Genomic DNA, 20,026 nt, shown 5'->3' with positions numbered 1-20,026 from the left:
ATACATGTTTACTTACATATACAAAACTGACATAGAATATCTTTAATAATTTTGCATATAAACATTTATATTTTTTATGTAAAACAAAAAGGATACCTCATTAGTGCTATAACACTTAAGGTATCCAATTAATATTTACTTAACTTTTTCTAATTTTCGTAAATATAGTCTACTATTTTAAAACTGCTCCTGTATTTGCTGATGTTACCAGTTTAGCATATCTACTTAAATATCCATGTTTTATTTTGGGTTCTAAAGGTTTAAATTTTAATTTTCTATTTTCTATTTCAACTTCATTTACTTTTAACTCTAATTTTTTTTCTGGTATATTTATAGAAATCACATCTCCTTCTTCAACTACTCCAATTAAACCACCTTCCATAGCTTCTGGAGAAATATGACCTATAGATGCTCCTCTAGTTGCTCCTGAAAAACGACCATCAGTAAGAAGTGCCACATGCTTATCAAGTCCCATCCCTGCAACTGCTGATGTAGGAGATAACATTTCTTTCATTCCTGGACCACCTTTTGGTCCTTCATATCTTATGACTATAACATCACCTTTGTTTATTTTTTTACCAAATATAGCACTCACAGCTTCTTCTTCTGAATTAAAAACTCTTGCTGGTCCTTCATGAACTAACATTTCTTCTGCAACTGCTGACTTTTTTACAACAGCTCCATTTATAGCAAGATTTCCCCTCAATATTGCAAGCCCACCTTGGTTACTATATGGATTTTTTAATGTATGTATTACCTCTTCATTTTCTATTTCACAATTTCTTATATTTTCTCCTATAGTATGACCTGTTACAGTTTTACAGTCTAAATTTATTCCTTTTATCTTTGAAAGTTCATTCATTATAGCTGGTATTCCTCCTGCCATATGTAAATCTTCAATATGATGTTTTCCACTTGGACTTAATTTTGTTAAACAAGGAGTTTTTTCACTTATCTCATCAAAAAAATCTAAGTTAAGCTCTATTCCTGATTCATAAGCTATCGCAGGTAAATGAAGTACTGTATTTGTAGAACCAGCCATTGCCATATCTACAGTTATAGCATTTTTAAAAGCATCTATTGTTAAAATATCTCTAGGTTTTATGTTATTCTTAAGTAGCTCCATAACATACATACCTGCATATTTTGCTATTCTTTTTCTTTCTCCAGAATGTGATGCAGCAGTACCATTATATGGTATACCCATCCCTAAGGCTTCTGTTAAACAATTCATACTGTTTGCTGTAAAAAGTCCAGAACATGAACCACATCCAGGACAAGAGTTCATAGCTAATTCTTCTAATTTTTCTTCACTCATTGTTCCATCTTTACATGCTCCAACACCTTCCATTGCAGAATTAAAATCATATACTTTTCCATTTTTTTTACCTGGAAGCATAGGTCCACCACTCACAACAACACTTGGTATATTAAGTCTTGCAGCTGCCATTAACATCCCTGGCACTATCTTATCACAATTAGGTATAAGTACTAAAGCATCAAAACCATGTGCCATAGCCATAGCTTCTATTGAATCTGCTATTAATTCTCTTGAAGCAAGTGAATAATTCATTCCTACATGTCCCATAGCTATACCATCACATACTCCTATAGCAGGAAATTCTAATGGCAAACCACCACTCATTCTCACTCCATTTTTTACAGCTTCTGCTATTTCATCAAGATGAAGATGTCCAGGAATCACCTCATTCTGTGCATTTACTATCCCTATTAATGGCCTTTCAATTTCTTCTTTAGTAAGACCCATTCCATACATTAACGCTCTCTTTGGAGCTCCTTCTATTCCTTTTTTTATATCACTTCTCATAATATTACCTCTCTCTTACTTTTTAAAATTTTCATAATATTATTATAATATATTTTTCTATTGATTAATTACGAAAAATCTAAAAAAATATTAGCATATACTAATAAAAAATTATTACGATTTTTTATCAATATATTACACAATCATATTATGTAATTATCTTTTTAGTGTATTTTACAAATTATAGATTAATATTTTTTATGATATAAAGCAGAAAAAGCACTTCTATAATAGAAAGTGCTCGACTACAAATAAAGTTACAAAATATTTGACATAAAAACATAAATGTCTATAAAGATTATGAATTAATCAAATCTAATATTTGAAACTTTATTCCAGTTAATCTCCCTTGAATAGTCTTCGGGATGTGATAATTTAACTATATGAGTTGAATTATTATAGTTATAATAAATTGTAGTAGTACCATTAACTGGATTCTTTTTATACCCTTGATATACAGCACTATTTGGCACTTTCTTTTCAATAAGGCTATAAGCAGATGAAGTATCAATTGTTTCTATTTTACTAGGAAATATAAACATATAAAAAGCTACTACTGTAAAAATACATATACACGTAATACTATACCATTTAATCCATTTCATAGAATTCCTCCTACTTTACCAAAATATACTATTATTATTTCCATATATTTATAATATTTATACATACGATAAAATTTTTATCCATCTAAATATAATTGTAGAAAATTTGATTATATATATTTTTTATAAGTTAATAAATTTTTAAGATTTTATTAAAAGATTTTTTAAACTTAAAGTTTAATATAAAGATAGTACTTATAGAACTAAAAATACAAATTTTGAAAGGAGAAAAAATAAAATGATATGGACATTTTATTCATTTCTTTGTGTTATATTACCATGTTTAATATACCAAATAGTAGTTATAAAAAGAAAAGATTTGAAAGGTCAAAAGAACTTAGTGATATATTTAGTATGGGTATATATTTTTTTATTATATATTTACTTAGCACTTAGTAAAGCTGGTATTGGGAGCATATGGGATATAGGAAAGTATAGTAACCTTTTTAGGATTAATGAAATAAATTTAATACCATTTAACTCAAATGGTATTTTAACTTATATTTTAAATATAATTATGTTTATGCCTTTGGGATTCTTACTACCTTTAATTTGGAAAAATTTTAGAAATATTGTCAATGTGTCATTAACTGGATTAGGTTTTTCATTATCAATTGAATTTTGTCAATTATTTAATTTCAGAGCTACAGATATTGATGATTTAATGATGAATACATTAGGTACTGTTTTAGGATATTTCCTATGGATATGTGTAAGTAATTTATTTAATCTTATAAAGAAAAATTCTATGTTTTCATCTATATGTAAAAATATTACTCAAGATGAGATTGCTATTACAATCGATGATGATATAAGCAAAAAAATTACCTTTCTTTATAAAAATGAAGCTATTATATATTTAATACTTGCTGTTTTAGGAGAATTCTTATTATTTAATTGGTCCATCATACCTTATTAAATAATCTACTGATAAAACACATATACTTCCATACTTATAAATATGTAAAGCCCTCTTTCATACTGTATAAAAGAGGGCTTTAGTTCTTAAACATAAAAATACACACTCACTATTTAGTTGGCATTTGAAATATTTTATTGATATTGTATCTAATTTTATTAGATGTTATATAATCATATTTTGTTCCATTTTCAATAAAATTTTGTATATTATCCACCACTTGCATAGCTCTTGTGTTACTTTCATAATCACCTATTTTTATAGTATCAATACTATTTTCAAATATCACATAAATTTGCCTATCATCTATTTTAATTCGGTTTGCCTGCATTAAATTAGTTTTATCTTGACTCCTAATTATTACCATATCAATTCCTCCATTTACTTAATCCATTTTAATTTCTAAGAAATAATATTTTACGATTGATTTTTAGATTATTTAAATATTTAAACTTATTATTTCGATTTTTTAATATGATTATCTCTATCAATTGTATATCTAATAAAAGCTTATCTTAAAGAACATTATTTTAATAATACTTTGCTTTATTAGTAAATTGTATTTTTATCTATTATAACTAAATTATATCTTTATTAAAGCATTAAATTATCAATACTATTGATTTATTTTATACATTTGGTAATTTTATTATCAAAAATTTATATATTTTTATATTGTTTATATTTAAGTTAAAACATTCAACAATTTATATATTTACGAATTAATTCAGTTTTTATTTTCAATACATCACCTCTCAATTAATTACCATTTGTATAATTCATATTATACATATACAAATGGTAATTTTCAATATATTTTCTTATTTTAATCTTTTTTTTTTATATTTTTGGTAATTTTATTTTACTTTTTATCAAAATAACTTATAATTTCGGTAAGGAGTGATGTACATATGGAAAGTTTAGGAGATAGAATAGCAAATCTGAGAAAAGAATTAGATATAAATCAAAAAGAACTTGCTACTAAAGTTGGTATAACTGAAGCTAGCTTGTCACGTTATGAAAATAATTTAAGAGAACCTAAAAGTGAAATAATAGTAAGATTAGCAAAAGCATTGAAAACATCAACAGATTATTTATTAGGTGTAAATGAGAATACAAAAATAAGCGAAGAAGATAAATTAATCATAGAGAACTTATCAGTAAGTGAAAAAACAAAAAAACTTTTAGAAAAAATATATTCTCTTGAAAAAGAAGATAGAGAAGCTATAGAAAAAATGATTGATAATGCCTATCTAAAAAGATTCATTAAAGAAGAGAATTAATTCTCTTCTTTCTCTTTATACAAAATCTCAAGTAATAATTCATAAAAAGCAATATCTTCACTCAATAAATAGTCTAATTTCATTCCTATATCTTCAATTTTTTCTTTTTTTGTAACAGTAGTATTTGACTTTTCCACATATACCATCCCCCAACAAACTTACGTTCTTAATGTTAGTCAGAAATTCCCAACAAATTTTCAATAAAGTTTATATAATTATATTTTTATTTTATAAAATATATTTTGATTATCCAAAATTTTCCTAGATAATTATCTTAATTATATAATAATACTTTTATTCTACAGTTGCAATAAAAAACTCGTAATAATAACAAAAAAATCTATTATTGTAGAATCTTGTATATTTTTTCTATTTTTATATATTTTTTAGGATGATTTTTATTATAAAATTTTTTATAAACATATAATTTTTTTATATTCATTTAACTTTCTTTTAATTCTTTAGAATTGATTTAAATTTTATATATAAATTACTATTTTTAAACTTTTATTTACCATATGTTCATATTATTTATTTTCTTGTTCAAGTTTTAATAAATATTCTTTTACCTTTATTCCTCCTAAATATCCTCTTAAACTACCATTGGAACCAACAAGTCTATGGCAAGGTATAAAAATAGAAATAGGATTTTTGCTATTAGCCATTCCCACTGCCCTACATGCTTTAGGATTATTAATTATGTTTGCTAGTTCTACATAAGTTTTTGTTTCACCATATGGAATTTTACGGAGTTCATTCCAGACCTTTTTACTAAACTCACCACCTGACAACTGTAATGGTAAATCAAATTCTTTTCTATCTCCATCTAAATATTCTTTTAGCTGTTTACTTGCTTCTTTTATAACTTTTGTTTCTTTGAGTAAATATTTTTCATAATCTAAACTAGATGTTCCAAAAAACAGATTTGTAATATAATTATTTTTTTCTGCTATTCCTATTTTTCCAATTTTAGTTTCATAGTAAAATATGTTTTTCATTAGACACTATATCCTTTCATACTCATTAATTATATAAGTAATTTTACTTTTTTATATCCTATACTTTATTAATATTTATTAAAAAATTCAAATATTTAAAAATACATATTTCTATAAATATGATAAAGATATTATAAATAAAAAATCAGTAGGACACAATATACCAAATATTTTGTCCTACTGATTTTTTTATTATTTAACTAAAACTTCAATATTTTCATCTTTTCCATCTATAATTATTGTACATCCATTATACACATCTCCAGCAATAAGTTTCTTTGCAATTACAGTTTCTAATGTATTTCCTATATATCTCTTAAGCGGTCTTGCTCCATATACAGGGTCATAACCTTCTCTAACCATAACATCTTTAGCTGAATCTGTAACTTCAATAGTAATATCTTTTTCTTTTAACCTATTTTTTAAATCTTTCATAAATATGTCTATAATTTTCTTGATATCTTCTTGGTCTAGAGGCTTAAACATTATAATATCATCTACTCTATTTAAAAACTCAGGTTTAAATCTATGCTTCATTTCATTCATTACTAAATTGTTAGTAGTCTCTGTTATATTACCTCCTGCATCTAATAGATAATTACTTCCTATATTAGAAGTCATTATTATAAGAGTATTTTTGAAATCTACAGTCTTACCTTTATTATCAGTAAGTCTACCATCATCCAATATCTGTAAGAACATATTAAATACATCCTCATGTGCTTTTTCTATCTCATCAAATAATATTACAGAATAAGGAGCACGTCTAACTGCTTCTGTAAGTTGACCACCTTCTTCATATCCCACATATCCTGGAGGAGGTCCAACCAATCTTGATACAGCATGTTTTTCCATATATTCAGACATATCAATTCTAATTATATTATCTTCACTATCAAATAAATTTCTAGCAAGAGTTTTTGCAAGTTCAGTTTTACCAACACCTGTAGGTCCTAGGAAAATGAATGAACCAATTGGTTTTCTTTCATCTTTTAACCCTGCTCTTGCACGTATTACTGCATTTGAAACAGCTGTAACTGCTTCATCTTGTCCAATAACTCTTTTATGAAGTTCATCTTCTAGTTTAAGTAATTTTTCTCTTTCTCCTTCAACTAGTTTAGTTACTGGTATACCTGTCCACTTTGATACAATACTAGATATTTCTTCTTCAGTAACTTCTTCTTTTAAAAGCGAATTTTCAGAACCATCTTTCATATTTTCTTCGTATTGTTTTATTTGTTCTTCTAATTTAGGTATTTCACCATATTTAACCTCTGCTGCTTTGTTAAAATCATATTCTCTCTCATACTTTTCAGCTTTACCTTTAGCTTCATCTAATTGAGCTTTTAAGTTTTTAATATCTAATATTTGACTCTTTTCTTTTTCATATTTTGCTGTCATTTCATCATTTTTAGATTTTAACTCTGCTATTTCTTTTTGAATATCATCCAATCTTGATTTACTTTTATCATCATTTTCTTTAAGTAAAGCTTCTCTTTCAGTTTCTAATGTAAATAACTTTCTTCTGACAACATCTAGTTCTGTTGGCAATGAATCTATTTCACTACGAATCATAGATCCAGCTTCATCAATTAAATCAATTGCTTTATCTGGTAAAAATCTATCTTGTATATATCTATGAGAAAGCTTTGCTGCTGCTACAATAGCATTATCATGAATCCTTACTCCATGATGTATCTCAAATCTTTCTTTCAAACCTCTAAGTATAGATATTGTATCTTCAACAGTAGGTTCCTCTGCAATTACAGGTTGAAAACGTCTTTCAAGTGCTTTATCTTTTTCGATATACTTTCTGTATTCATCAAAAGTAGTTGCACCAATACAGTTTAATTCGCCTCTTGCAAGCATAGGCTTGATAAGATTACCTGCATCCATTGAACCTTCTGTTTTACCAGCTCCAACTATAGTATGAATCTCATCTATAAATAGTATTATTTTTCCATCAGAGCTTTGAACTTCTTTTAATACTGCCTTTAATCTTTCTTCAAATTCACCTCTATATTTTGCACCAGCAATTAAAGCACCCATATCAAGTGAGAATACAATTTTATCTTTTAATCCTTCTGGTACGTCTCCTCTTACGATTCTCTCTGCTAATCCTTCAACAATTGCAGTTTTACCTACACCTGGCTCCCCAATTAATACAGGGTTATTTTTAGTTCTTCTTGATAAAATTCTTATAATTCTTCTTATTTCTTCATCTCTTCCAATTACAGGGTCTAATTTATTTTTCTTAGCCAAATCTACTAAGTTTGTTCCATATCTAGCAAGTGCATCATATGTTCCTTCTGGGTCTTGTGTTTCTACTCTTTGACTACCTCTCACTTGTGATAAAACACTTAAAAAATCATTTTTATTTATATTATATTGCTTTAATATTTTACCAACAACTGATTTTGATTCTGTTTCCATCATTGCAAGCATAACATGCTCTACACTTATATATGAATCTTTAAATTCTTTAGAAATGCTCTCTGCCTTTATAAGCACCTCATTTATTTTTCTAGTAGCTGATACGCCTTGTGAGTCAGCACCTTCTCCATACACTTTTGGTAGCTTATCAATTTCAAAGTTTACAGTATTTCTCAAAGAATCAATTGATATATTCATTTTTTCGATTATATTTGGTATTAATCCATCCTCTTGATTAATAAGTGCTGAGAAAAGATGAATTACATCTACTTGTTGGTTATGATTTTTTACTGCTTCATTATAAGCCTCATTTAAACTTTTTTGAACTCTTAAAGTCATTTTTTCTACGTCCATATAAATCCCTCCATTTTAATATTATATCCAAATAAATTAAATTCTCTCATTTATAATTATTGATTTTCTAAGCTCTAAAAGACTATCAAGTAAATTTTCATTTTTTTGTATATCGAAACTCAGTGTTAAATTAAATGTTCCATCTGAGTTAAAAAAATCGAATACTTCTTTTGATTTTGCTCTTAAATATAAATCCTCATCTATAAGTCTTTTTTCACCTATTAATAAATACTGGCATTTATCTATAAAGTTCTTTCTAAAATCAATAGTATATATATTTTCTAAAACATTATATTGATAAATAGCAATATTATTAAACACTTTTAATATGCTTGAATTTACAAAATTGTAAATTTGATTATTATTATACAGTGATACTTGTTCGTATATATACTCCCTAAATAAAGGATGAATGTTTTGTTTAAGTTTTAAAGTAACTTCAGCTGGTATTTCAAAATAAAGCTTCCAATACCTAGAGTTATTTTTTTCTAATATAAAAGCTACTTTATTTAAACTAGCAGAACTAATTTCTTTTAGTGTACAGTTAAAATTGTAGTGTCTCAAACTAGTTTTTTCATTCTCAAATACATAATCAAACCACTGTAGAACATTTCTATCAAGTTTTAAACTCATATAAAAACCTTCTTCCTTATTTACTAACCTTACTAGGTCTTTTTATCTGATTATATTCTTCTAATAAACTTTCTTTATCAGCTCTACTACCTTTATATGCTATATGTGGATTTATCATATATTCACCATTTTTCACTCTTTGTAGAAAATCCATTTTTTTAAGTTCTGTAAACAATGAAGATAAAGAAGTTTTTGGATATTCAAATTCACAAGATAATTCATGTAACGTCTTTCTAATCTTATTATTTTTATCCATAGAGTTTATTAATTTTAATGGAATTAAGTCTCTCTTAGTATACATTCCTTCTACTACTTTAATATAATTCTTAAAGCAAACATTCATGTATTTACTTTTATTCATAACTAAACTTTTACTTTCTGTGTATTCCTGATTTAAATCTTTTTTTAATGTCTTATCTAAATTAAATATCTCTTCTCACTCTCCTTATCTCTAATTGATAATATAAATATATTACAAAAAAATATGTATGTCAAAACTGAAAATACAGAAAGTTTACCATTGAACTAAACTTTTATTTAGCTATAAACTAAACTTTAATACTTTTTTAAGTTAGCATTTCCAATTTATTGGTAGTATTTTGAATAATATTTATAAATTTTTTTTAAAACTTCAATCTATTTAATAAATTAGTCTTTTATCAAATGTATAAAGTTTCCAATTACTTTTTTTCTAAAACTAATTGACATAGTATATATATATTTATATAATGTATATATACTATATATACGCTTTAAGGAGGTGCTTTGTTGAATATAGTTATTAGTAATTCGAGTGGAAAGCCAATATATGAACAGATTACTACACAAATTAAAAGTATGATTATAGGTGGAGAGTTATCAGAAGGATCAGCTCTTCCAAGTATGAGACTATTGGCAAAGGAACTTAGAATAAGTGTAATTACTACAAAACGAGCATATAGCGATTTAGAACAAGACGGATTTATTGAGACAGTTACTGGTAAAGGCAGTTTTGTATCTAGTAAAAACATGGATTTTGTCAAAGAAGAACAATTTCGTTTAATTGAAGAGTACCTACAAAAAGCAGTTGATACAGCAAAAAGTAGTGATATTACATATGACGAATTAAAAGATATTTTATTTTTATTATATAAAGGAGAATGATAAATATGGACGCAATAACTATAAAAAATTTAAACAAAACTTATAAGGATTTTAGCCTACAAGATATATCTTTTTCAGTACCAAAAGGGAGTGTAATGGGATTTGTAGGTGAAAATGGTGCAGGAAAAACAACTACATTAAAAGCAATTTTAAATTTAATTTCTTATGATAGTGGAAATATAGAAATCTTTGGTCTTGATAATAAAAAAAATGAAAAAGAAATTAAGGAACAAATTGGTGTTGTATTTGAGGGAAGTAACTTTCATGAAAACTTAAATACTGACCATGTTTCAAAAATCATGAGTAAAATCTATAAAAATTGGAGTCACACATTATTCAAAGACTACTTAAAAAAGCTGAGAGTACCAGACAATAAACTAATTAAGGAGTTTTCAAAGGGTAATAAGATGAAACTTAGTATTGCTGTAGCCCTATCACATAAACCAAAACTATTAATACTAGATGAAGCAACTAGTTCACTTGACCCTATCGTTCGTGAAGAAATACTAGATATATTTTTAGATTTTATACAAGATGAAGAACACTCTATTATTTTATCTTCACATATTACAAGCGATTTAGATAAAATAGCAGACTATATTACATTTATACATAAAGGAAAAATTGTATTTAGTGAAAATAAGGATGAATTAATTGATACTATGGGAATTTTAAAATGTAAACCTAGTGACTTTGGTAACCTTACAAAAGAAGATTATTCATATTATCGTAAAAGTCAATTTGGATATGATGTACTTCTTAAAGATAAACATAGATTTATATCAAAACATCCAAACTGTATTGTTGATAATACGTCTATAGAAGAAATTATGTTATTTTATGTGAGAGGTGATAAATAATGAAAGGTCTAATTTTAAAAGATTTACTTAATTTGAAAGGAAATGTAAAGTTTATACTTTTATTCATCATTATGTTTGGCTTTATGTCTTCTTTGGGAGATGGAAATGTTAATAACTTTATAGGTGTTATTATAGTTTTATGTACTACAATGATTGTTTCAACATTTTCATATGATGATTTAAATAAATGGGATAGTTATGTACTTACAATGCCTATTAAACGTAATGATATTGTATTAAGTAAATATTTAACTATGTTAATATTTAGCTTTATAGGTGTCCTTGTTTCACTTATAGTTAGTATCATTATCGGTTATTTTAAAAATACACTTGTATTAAGTGAAACACTACTTATCAATGCATTAACCTTATCAGTTTCTATATGTTTTGGTAGCCTTATTTTACCACTTATTTATAAATTTGGTACAGAAAGAGCTCGTTTGTTAATGATTTTATGCTTTTTAGTTCCAACACTAGCTTTATTGGTTTTTAAAAGTATTTTAGAAAATATTAGTTCACCTATTTCTATAGAAATTATATTTAATACACTAACATATTCTCTTCCATTTATTGCTACTTTTCTATTTGTGGTTTCATATTTTATATCATCAAAAATCTATAGTAAAAAAGAAGTATAAAATATGCTACATATGTTTCTGTATTTGAGTGGTTTAAGTGAAATATTATCGAATTTATTTTGGTAGTATTTTATTTTTTGTTGTTAATCTCTACTAGGTATTTATAATTTTATTACTATTCTTAGTTTGACATCAGCATAAATGCCTATTAGAATAATGTTAAACTATATTCTTTCAACTGATTTTGTTAAAAATACCAATATACAAAAGATTATACAAGGAGACAATTCAAATATGGAATTAGAAATTACAGAAAAAATAGAAAAACAAGATGAAGATACTATTTTTCAAGGATTATTAAAATATAATCTTGCTAGACTTGAAGATAAAAATCCAGTGGATTTAGGAATATATATTCGAGATAAAACAGGCCAAATTATTGCGGGTTTTATAGGTGTTACTCATGGTAATTGGCTTTCTATAAAATACTTATGGGTTAGTGAGAAGCTTAGATATAAAGGCACTGGAAGTCAACTTTTATATAATGCGGAAAAAATTGCTAAAGAACGAGGTTGTAAATATGCTTTTTTAGATACATTCAGTTTTCAAGCACCTAAATTTTATGAGAAATTTGGATACCATAAGGTATTTTCACTTGAAAATTATCCTATAACTGGAAAGAGATATTACTTTAAAAAAACACTATAGTAATAAAAATCATATTTAATATTTTTAACTTAAAACTTCTGTTCTTCTTCTACATCTTTTATATTCTTATATTATTGTTAATGCTAAAATAGTGTTTTATTATAAATACAAAACTATTTGAAAGTTTATAAATTATAAGTTTAAAAGCTAATATTAACTCAAATAAAAAATTATATCTTTAGGAGGTAAATATGCTAGGAAAAAAATGTATGGAATATCTACAAACATTAGGAAAAATAAGTTCAACAACAAATGGTCTTACAAGACTCATCTTAACTGAAGAACATAAAAAATCTATTGATTTAATTAGTTCATGGATGAGAGATTTGAATCTTGATATTGAAATTGATGACATTGGAAATGTTATAGGTACATATAAATCAAGTTTTCCAAATGCTCCTACATTAGTAGTTGCATCTCATCAAGATAGTGTAAAATGTGGAGGTATATTTGATGGTATGCTAGGAATAATAGTTCCTCTAATTGGACTTGAGGAAGCAAAACACAATAATAAGTCTTACCCTTTCAATATTAAGCTGGTTGCTTTCGCTGAGGAGGAAGGAACTCGATTTGAAACTTCTTTAATGGGAAGCAAAGTTTTTGCTGGTACTTTTAAAGAAAAACTGCTTAAATCTGTTGATGAAAATGGGATTACACTTGAAGAGGCTGTAACAAAATTTGGATTTAATACTAAAAACTTAATAAATTTACATCCTAGAAAAGATATAGATGCATATTTAGAATTTCATATTGAACAAGGACCTGTCTTAGAAAATGAAGCTCTTCCTGCTGGAATTGTATCAAGTATTACAGGATTTAAAAGTTTTAAGATATCAGTAAATGGTAAATCTGGACATGCTGGTACACTGCCAATGAATATGAGATTTGATGCTGGATGTGGTGCTTGTGAATGTGTATTATCAATTGAAAATCTAGCTAAAACGACTAATGATTTGGTTGCTACTGTCGGAAAGATGAATTTCTATCCGTCTTCATCAAATGTAGTACCTGAAAGAGCTGAATTTACTCTTGATGTACGTTCTTGTTCTCAAGAAATTCTTGATAATTCAGTAGAAAAGATATTTAATGAAATATCTCATATATGTGAAAATAGAAAACTTAATTATACAAGTGAACTTGCTTTTGAAAATATCCCTGTACCATGTTCCAATAAAATCACAAAAATCATAGAAAAAAGTTTTATAGATTTAAATCTTAATCCTTTTTATATTTATAGTGGTGCTGGCCATGATGCTCAGGAAATGGATAATATAACTGATATTGGTATGGTATTTATAAGATGTGCTGGAGGCGTGAGTCATAATCCTAATGAAAGTGTTTCTGTAGAGGATTTAGATATTGCTGTAAAAATATTTTTAAAAATACTAGATAATCTTGATTTAAAATAATTTTTATATAAGAAAGTATACTAAAATATATAATCTAAAGATTTACTTTATATTTATATTATATAATTGTATAATATAATCTATTATAAAACGTAATTTTATATATAAATATATTTATATATAAGGGGATAATTTTTATGAATGAAAAATTAATCGGTATTTTAGCTGGAATGGGTCCAAGGTCAACAGCACCCTTTATTGATTTAGTTATCGATGAATGTCAATCTCAATATGGAGCAAAATATGATGATGAATTTCCAAAGATGATGATATATTCATTACCTACTCCATTTTATCTTGACCGTCCAATAAACCATGAACTTATGAAAGAAACTATAATTGATGGATTACAAAAACTTGAAGCAACTGGTGTAAATTTTATTGCAATGCCATGCAATTCAGCACACATATATTTTAAAGAATTAAAAGAATCAATTAATATACCACTGTTAAATATTGTAGAAGAAACAGTTAAGAAATTACCTACTATCTCGCAAAAAGTAACTCTTTTTTCGACTAGTTCAACCTTTGAATCTACAATTTACCAAAATGGTATAATATATAATGGGCATGAATTTATATTTAAAGATGAATGGCAAACACAATTAAACACTCTTATTCAAAATATAAAAATAGATAAAGAAAATCCACATAATATCGATATTTGGAATAAACTTATCGAAGATGTTAAAAGCGAATCTATAGAAAATATAGTAATAGCTTGTACTGATTTAAATGTAGTTTTAGAAAAATCATATTCTTCAATAAATATTGTTGATTCATCAAAATGTTTAGCTGAATCAGTTATCAATAAATATCTAAAATTAGTTAAATAAATTTCATGTACTATATTATAAAAAATATATGTTATAAGTTTATATCAAATAGTATAAGCTTATAACATATATCATAGTTTCTTAATAATATAGAAATTAACCATGTATTTCAGTATATTAATAAAAAGGATACCAGAAATAGTATCCTTCGTAAATATTTATATGTTTATTTATAAAAATAGTCATATATTTATTGCTTTACTACACCTAAGCTAATATTATTCAAGGGCATTCATAGAGTTAGAAAATTCTTGTCCTGCTGTAACAAGATTAGATAACAATACATCAGCTACTGCATCATTTACTGAACTTATTATCCATTTATTATCTTTTTTAGAACATTCAAACTCCACAGTTTTTGTTACATAAGTCTCTTTAACACTTTTTTGTTTTTCTTTCATAATAGATACTAGCATTTCAGTTGTTTTCTCATCAGTTAGGTCTTGTCCTGAAAAACTCATACCAATCATCTTTGTAAATGCCTCAGCTACTATCTCTTGAAGTAATGGCGTTGAATCTATAAATTTACATTCTACTTTGATTGTTGCCTTATCACCTTTAACCTCACTGTCTTTTATTGTATATGTGATTTTAGATGCATTCTGTTTTAGATAATCTAAAGCATATTGTGTATTTGGGTCTTCTGTCTCTAATTCTTTTAATATATCTTTATATTTTTCATCATTATTTTCCATCACCTTATTCATGCCTTCAAAATCAAACTTCTTTGCACTGTTAAAAAAACTATCAATTGTATCTTCTGGCTTTGCACTTGAACATGCTGTTAAAGATATTACTAAGAAAAAAGTTGTTAAAGCTAATATAATTTTTTTCATATCTCAAATCCTCCCTCTTAATTTGTTGATACATAAGTTATTTTAACATATAATAAGAGTTTTTGAATGATCTATTTAAAATATTTTATGAATTTTTATTAAAGAAAAACCTAAACTAAGAAATATCTATGAATATTTATACTAAATTATTGTTCATATTTACATCAGTCATTGTAGAAACCATAACAGCTTTTATAGTATGCATTCTATTTTCAGCTTCTTCAAATACCTTTGAATGTTTTGAATTAAATACTTCATCTGTAACCTCTAATTCTGATAATCCAAATTTTTCATAAATCTCCTGAGCAACTTTAGTTTCTAAATCGTGAAATGCTGGAAGACAGTGTAAAAATATAACATTTTCATTTTCAGTTTTCTTTATCATATCCATATTTACTTGATAATCCTTAAGTTGATTTATTCTTGTTTCATATTGCTCTTCTTCTCCCATAGAAACCCATACATCTGTATATATAACATCTGCACCTTTAACATCATCAATATTTTCAGTCAGCATTATATCTCCCTTAGACTTCTTAGCTATTTCTTTCATTTCTTTAACTAATTTTTCATTTGGCCAAAGCTCCTTAGGTGCAAGAGCTATAAAATGAATTCCCATTTTAGCACATCCTATCATCAATGAGTTTCCCATGTTGTTTCTAGCATCACCAACATATACAAATTTAACTTTATTCAAATCTTTATCTACATTTTCAATTACTGTTAAAAAGTCTGCAAGTATTTGTGTTGGATGATATTCATCTGTTAGCCCATTCCAAACAGGTACACCAGAATATTTTGCCAAACTTTCAACTGTTTCTTGTTTAAATCCTCTAAATTCTATCCCATCATAGAATCTTCCTAGAACTTTTGCTGTATCTGATACAGACTCTTTTTTGCCCATATGACAATCATTAGGACCTAGATAAGTTACGTGTGCCCCTTCATCATGAGCAGCTACTTCAAATGAACATCTAGTTCTTGTTGATGTTTTCTCAAATAATAAAGCTATATTTTTACCTTGTAACAAATCGCCCTTTATCCCCACCTTTTTCTTAGTTTTTAAATAACTAGATAAAGTTAATAAATATCTAATCTCCTCTTTTGTAAAATCCTTTAATGTCAAAAAACTCTTTCCTTTTAAACTTATATTATTCATATTAATTCGCCCCTTTTTATAAACTTTTTAAATTCAATTAAATTTGTTGTCACTTTACTTTTTATTTACTTTGATTCTTATCTTTAATCGATTATTTTTTGAATATTTAATTAATTTCTAGTAATATATCTTTTAGGATTTCAAGAGCCTCATCTATTTCTTTATAACTGATTGTTAATGGTGGTAAAAATCTCAATACATTTTTACCAGCAGTCAAAATAAGCAATCCTTTTTTTCTAGCTTTCTCTTCTATAATACTAGATTCGATATTAGTTTCAATTCCTATCATTAAACCAATACCTTTTGTCTTTAGTACAACTTTACTATTAAAGTCTTCAATAGATTTTCTTATATAATTTCCTTTTTCTAATACTTCATTATAAAAACCGTCTTTAGATATCTCATCTAATACAACTGAAGCTGCCACCATAGCTAATAAATTACCACCAAAAGTTGTACCTTGGTCTCCTTTTCCTAGTACTTTTGAAAGTTTTTTATTTACTAATACTCCGCCTACTGGTATTCCTGCTCCCAGTCCTTTTGCTATGGTAACTATATCTGGTTTTACATCAAAATATTCATATCCAAAAAGTTTACCAATTCTTCCTATACCGCATTGAACTTCATCAAAAATTACTACTATGTCTTTTTCTTTACATATTTTTACTAGTTCCAAAACATAATCCTTTTCAAGAACATTAACTCCACCTTCACCTTGAATTGCTTCAAGAATTATCGCACAAACTGTTGAATCAATATTATTTTTAAAATCTTCAATATTATTTCTTTCTATGTATTTAAAACCTTTGGGAAGTGGATAAAAATACTTATGATATTTATCCATACCAGTTGCCATCAAAGACATCATTGTTCTACCATGAAAAGAATCTTTCAAACTTATGATTGTTCCTCTATCTTCACCATATTTATCACTACTATACTTTCTTGCTATTTTGAATGCTGTTTCATTTGCTTCTGTTCCAGAATTACAAAAATATACTTTATCCATCCCACTTGCATTAATTATTTTCTCTCCTGCATACAATACTGGCTCATTAAAATATAGATTTGAAGTATGCAGTAACTTATCCACTTGCTCCTTTAGAGTATTTTTTAGAATATTATTGCTATATCCAAGAGAAGATACCCCATATCCACTCGTAAAATCTATATATTTATTGCCATCAGTATCAAAAAAACAACTTCCTTCACCATAATCTATAACAAAATTAGGCTGGTTATATGTATCTATAAAATATTCATCCCACTTTGAACTTGTACTATTATTATTCATTTTTATTATCCCCTCTTAAACTTATGATTTTATTGTATTTTGCTTATTATTAATTTTATTTTCTTATCAATGTACCTATTCCACTATCAGTAAATAACTCTGTTATTATGGAATGTGGAACTCTTCCATCCAAAATGTGTACCCTATTTACTCCATTATTTAAAGCATCTACACACCCCTGTATTTTAGGTATCATACCTCCAGTAATTATCCCTTCCTCAAATAATTTGTCGACATCTTCTAATATAACTTCTGTTATTAATGATTTTTCTTCATCTGGTTCTCTTAATAAACCTGGCACATCTGTAAGAAGTATCAATTTATCTGCATTTAACTCTTTAGCTATAGCAGAAGCAGCTGTATCTCCATTTATATTATAAGTTTCTCCATCGTCTCCAACACCTATAGTCGCAATTACTGAAATATACCCTGACTTTAGGCAAGATTCTATAAGTTCAACATTTACTTTTTTTATTTCTCCAACAAATCCTAGTTCATAATTTTTATATGGGTCACATAAAAGCATGTTGTTATCTATTCCACAAAGCCCTACTGCTTTCCCACCTTTTGTATTTATTTTATTCACCAAGTCTTTATTCATTTTTCCAGCAAGTACCATTTTTACAATTTCCATGGTCTCCTCATCTGTATATCTAAGACCATTTACAAATTTACTTTCTATGTCTACTTTAGCAAGCATTTTATTAATCTCTGCGCCTCCACCATGTACTAAAACTATATTAATTCCAACATAACTCATTAGTACAAGGTCTTCCATAACAGACTCTTTTAAACCATCTTTTTTCATTGCACTTCCACCATATTTAACTACAATAGTCTTACCTTGATGCTTTTCTATATATGGTAAAGCCTCTATAAGTGTATTTGCTTTTTCTATATTAATCATTAAAGTATTTCCTCCTAATTTCTATAACTTCCATTTATTCTTACATAATCATAGCTTAAATCACATCCCCATGCATTTCCTCGAGCATTTCCCATATTTAAATCTACTAATATACTTATTTCATCACCTTCAAGAATTTTTTTTGCTTTTTCTTCATTAAAGTCTAATCCATTTCCATTTTTACATACTTCAATATATCCCTTCATGCTCTCAAAAATAATATCCACTTTTTCCATATCTATTTCTTCACCTGCATAACCTAAAGCACACAGTATTCTTCCCCAGTTTGCATCAGCTCCAAATACAGCTGTCTTTACTAACGAAGACGATATAACTGTTTTTGCCAATTTTACTGCATGTTCTTCACTTAATGCTCCATTTATATAGCATTCAATTAGTTTTGTACATCCTTCTCCATCTTTAGCAACAAGTTTAGCAAGTTCTATGCAAACATATGTAAGTGCACTTAAGAATACTTGATAATGTTCATCTTTTTTGTTAATTCTTTCATTTTTTGCTTTTCCATTTGCTAGAATCATGACCATATCATTAGTACTTGTGTCTCCATCTACACTAACTCTATTAAAACTTTTATCTACAGCAATCTTTAAAGACTCTTTTAACAAAGTTCCATCAATATTTGCATCTGTAGTTATAAATCCTAAAGTTGTTGCCATGTTAGGATGTATCATACCCGAACCTTTTGCCATACCTCCGATAGTTATTTTTTTATCTCCATACATTATTGCTACTGCTATTTCTTTTTTTATAATATCAGTTGTCATAATCGCTTCTCTTGCCCCAATATGACCTTGTTTACTTAAATTATTTACCAACTCATCCATATTTTCTTCTATTAAACCTATATTTAGTGGCTTTCCTATAACACCTGTAGATGCAACTAAAACATCATTTTCTTTGATATTTAATTTCTCACTGGTGAATTTAGCCATTTTATAAGCATTTATAAGCCCTTCTTTTCCATTAAAGGTATTAGCATTAGCACTATTTACTATGATAGCTTGTGCTTTTCCATTTTTAATATGTTCTTGTGTTACATAAACAGGATTTCCTTTTACTTTATTTTGAGTAACTACTGCTGCTGCATCACACAAAACATCCGAATAAACCAAAGCTAAATCTCTTTTTTCTTTATTTTTTCTCAAGCCACAGTGAATTCCTGAGGCAAAAAATCCTTCTGAAACTGTAACTCCACCCTTTATAATTTCCATCTTTCTCCTCC

At 26.9% G+C, this 20,026-nt stretch carries 21 protein-coding genes; 8 read left to right on the top strand and 13 right to left on the bottom strand.

The annotated features are described in order from the left end of the window. Window positions 1-172: 172 nt before the first annotated feature. Together ilvD and KGF42_RS09995 are read right to left on the bottom strand one after the other, a co-directional pair. Entirely contained in the window at window positions 173-1,828 is a 1,656-nt protein-coding gene (ilvD, locus tag KGF42_RS10000; RefSeq protein WP_227821422.1) for a dihydroxy-acid dehydratase, read from the bottom strand. A gap of 305 nt (window positions 1,829-2,133) precedes the next feature. Beyond that, window positions 2,134-2,433, bottom strand: coding sequence for a hypothetical protein (locus KGF42_RS09995; RefSeq protein ID WP_227821421.1), 300 nt, complete (start codon window positions 2,431-2,433; stop codon window positions 2,134-2,136). A gap of 238 nt (window positions 2,434-2,671) precedes the next feature. On the opposite strand from KGF42_RS09995, the gene KGF42_RS09990 reads away from it, so the two are divergent. Continuing rightward, on the top strand, window positions 2,672-3,352 hold the full coding sequence (locus KGF42_RS09990) for a VanZ family protein (RefSeq protein WP_227826239.1): 681 nt from the start codon (window positions 2,672-2,674) through the stop codon (window positions 3,350-3,352). A gap of 109 nt (window positions 3,353-3,461) precedes the next feature. Here KGF42_RS09990 and KGF42_RS09985 read toward each other — a convergent pair whose 3' ends face one another. Continuing rightward, window positions 3,462-3,719: a hypothetical protein gene (locus tag KGF42_RS09985; protein WP_227821419.1), complete on the bottom strand. Its 258-nt coding sequence runs from the start codon at window positions 3,717-3,719 to the stop codon at window positions 3,462-3,464. A gap of 544 nt (window positions 3,720-4,263) precedes the next feature. On the opposite strand from KGF42_RS09985, the gene KGF42_RS09980 reads away from it, so the two are divergent. Then, window positions 4,264-4,635: a helix-turn-helix domain-containing protein gene (locus KGF42_RS09980; RefSeq protein WP_227821418.1), complete on the top strand. Its 372-nt coding sequence runs from the start codon at window positions 4,264-4,266 to the stop codon at window positions 4,633-4,635. Here the strand turns inward: KGF42_RS09980 and KGF42_RS09975 are convergent. From KGF42_RS09975 to KGF42_RS09955, 5 genes are all read right to left on the bottom strand, one after another. Further along, the gene (locus KGF42_RS09975; RefSeq protein WP_065388308.1) at window positions 4,632-4,772 is read right to left on the bottom strand and encodes a hypothetical protein; all 141 of its coding nucleotides are present in this window, start codon (window positions 4,770-4,772) and stop codon (window positions 4,632-4,634) included. The genes KGF42_RS09980 and KGF42_RS09975 overlap by 4 nt on opposite strands. Window positions 4,773-5,162: 390 nt before the next feature. Further along, window positions 5,163-5,633: a methylated-DNA--[protein]-cysteine S-methyltransferase gene (locus KGF42_RS09970; protein ID WP_227826238.1), complete on the bottom strand. Its 471-nt coding sequence runs from the start codon at window positions 5,631-5,633 to the stop codon at window positions 5,163-5,165. Window positions 5,634-5,825: 192 nt separating this feature from the next. Then, a complete protein-coding gene (clpB, locus tag KGF42_RS09965; RefSeq protein WP_227821416.1) occupies window positions 5,826-8,420 on the bottom strand; it encodes an ATP-dependent chaperone ClpB in 2,595 nt (864 codons plus the stop codon). A 36-nt stretch (window positions 8,421-8,456) separates the two neighbouring features. After that, complete coding sequence (locus tag KGF42_RS09960; protein ID WP_107594860.1) at window positions 8,457-9,053, bottom strand: hypothetical protein; 597 nt, start codon at window positions 9,051-9,053, stop codon at window positions 8,457-8,459. A 16-nt stretch (window positions 9,054-9,069) separates the two neighbouring features. Further along, window positions 9,070-9,414, bottom strand: a complete 345-nt coding sequence (locus KGF42_RS09955; RefSeq protein WP_227821414.1) for a replication/maintenance protein RepL — start codon at window positions 9,412-9,414, stop codon at window positions 9,070-9,072. 407 nt (window positions 9,415-9,821) lie between these two features. Between KGF42_RS09955 and KGF42_RS09950 the strand changes: the two genes are divergently transcribed. The 6 genes from KGF42_RS09950 to KGF42_RS09925 all read left to right on the top strand — a co-directional run bounded on the left by KGF42_RS09950 (window position 9,822) and on the right by KGF42_RS09925 (window position 14,587). Continuing rightward, window positions 9,822-10,196 carry a GntR family transcriptional regulator gene (locus KGF42_RS09950; RefSeq protein WP_227826237.1) on the top strand — a complete coding sequence of 125 codons (375 nt, stop codon included), beginning with the start codon at window positions 9,822-9,824 and terminating at the stop codon, window positions 10,194-10,196. Then, entirely contained in the window at window positions 10,193-11,056 is an 864-nt protein-coding gene (locus tag KGF42_RS09945) for an ABC transporter ATP-binding protein (protein WP_413927007.1), read from the top strand. The genes KGF42_RS09950 and KGF42_RS09945 overlap by 4 nt, the downstream gene beginning before the upstream one ends. Continuing rightward, entirely contained in the window at window positions 11,056-11,694 is a 639-nt protein-coding gene (locus tag KGF42_RS09940; RefSeq protein ID WP_227826235.1) for an ABC-2 transporter permease, read from the top strand. The genes KGF42_RS09945 and KGF42_RS09940 overlap by 1 nt, the downstream gene beginning before the upstream one ends. A 234-nt stretch (window positions 11,695-11,928) precedes the next feature. Next, window positions 11,929-12,342 carry a GNAT family N-acetyltransferase gene (locus tag KGF42_RS09935; RefSeq protein ID WP_054273986.1) on the top strand — a complete coding sequence of 138 codons (414 nt, stop codon included), beginning with the start codon at window positions 11,929-11,931 and terminating at the stop codon, window positions 12,340-12,342. Between the two features lie 191 nt (window positions 12,343-12,533). After that, window positions 12,534-13,751, top strand: coding sequence for a M20 family metallo-hydrolase (locus tag KGF42_RS09930; protein WP_227826234.1), 1,218 nt, complete (start codon window positions 12,534-12,536; stop codon window positions 13,749-13,751). Window positions 13,752-13,888: 137 nt separating this feature from the next. Then, the gene (locus KGF42_RS09925) at window positions 13,889-14,587 is read left to right on the top strand and encodes an aspartate/glutamate racemase family protein (RefSeq protein WP_054273988.1); all 699 of its coding nucleotides are present in this window, start codon (window positions 13,889-13,891) and stop codon (window positions 14,585-14,587) included. 218 nt (window positions 14,588-14,805) lie between these two features. Here KGF42_RS09925 and KGF42_RS09920 read toward each other — a convergent pair whose 3' ends face one another. From KGF42_RS09920 to argJ, 5 genes are all read right to left on the bottom strand, one after another. Beyond that, the gene (locus KGF42_RS09920; RefSeq protein WP_227826233.1) at window positions 14,806-15,423 is read right to left on the bottom strand and encodes a DUF4878 domain-containing protein; all 618 of its coding nucleotides are present in this window, start codon (window positions 15,421-15,423) and stop codon (window positions 14,806-14,808) included. A gap of 136 nt (window positions 15,424-15,559) precedes the next feature. Further along, window positions 15,560-16,582: an ornithine carbamoyltransferase gene (gene argF, locus KGF42_RS09915; RefSeq protein WP_054273990.1), complete on the bottom strand. Its 1,023-nt coding sequence runs from the start codon at window positions 16,580-16,582 to the stop codon at window positions 15,560-15,562. A 106-nt stretch (window positions 16,583-16,688) separates the two neighbouring features. Then, window positions 16,689-17,876 (bottom strand): aspartate aminotransferase family protein, encoded by a 1,188-nt coding sequence (locus KGF42_RS09910; RefSeq protein WP_227826232.1) that lies wholly within the window; start codon window positions 17,874-17,876, stop codon window positions 16,689-16,691. 55 nt (window positions 17,877-17,931) lie between these two features. Continuing rightward, a complete protein-coding gene (argB, locus tag KGF42_RS09905; protein WP_227826231.1) occupies window positions 17,932-18,783 on the bottom strand; it encodes an acetylglutamate kinase in 852 nt (283 codons plus the stop codon). 14 nt (window positions 18,784-18,797) lie between these two features. Beyond that, window positions 18,798-20,015 carry a bifunctional glutamate N-acetyltransferase/amino-acid acetyltransferase ArgJ gene (gene argJ, locus KGF42_RS09900; protein WP_227826230.1) on the bottom strand — a complete coding sequence of 406 codons (1,218 nt, stop codon included), beginning with the start codon at window positions 20,013-20,015 and terminating at the stop codon, window positions 18,798-18,800. Window positions 20,016-20,026 lie beyond the last annotated feature (11 nt).

Origin of the sequence: Clostridioides sp. ZZV15-6383, from assembly GCF_020657735.1 — a bacterium.
GTDB lineage: Bacteria > Bacillota > Clostridia > Peptostreptococcales > Peptostreptococcaceae > Clostridioides > Clostridioides difficile_D.
Note: the sequence above shows the minus strand (reverse complement) of the source record. Positions and strands in the feature narration are given on the sequence as shown.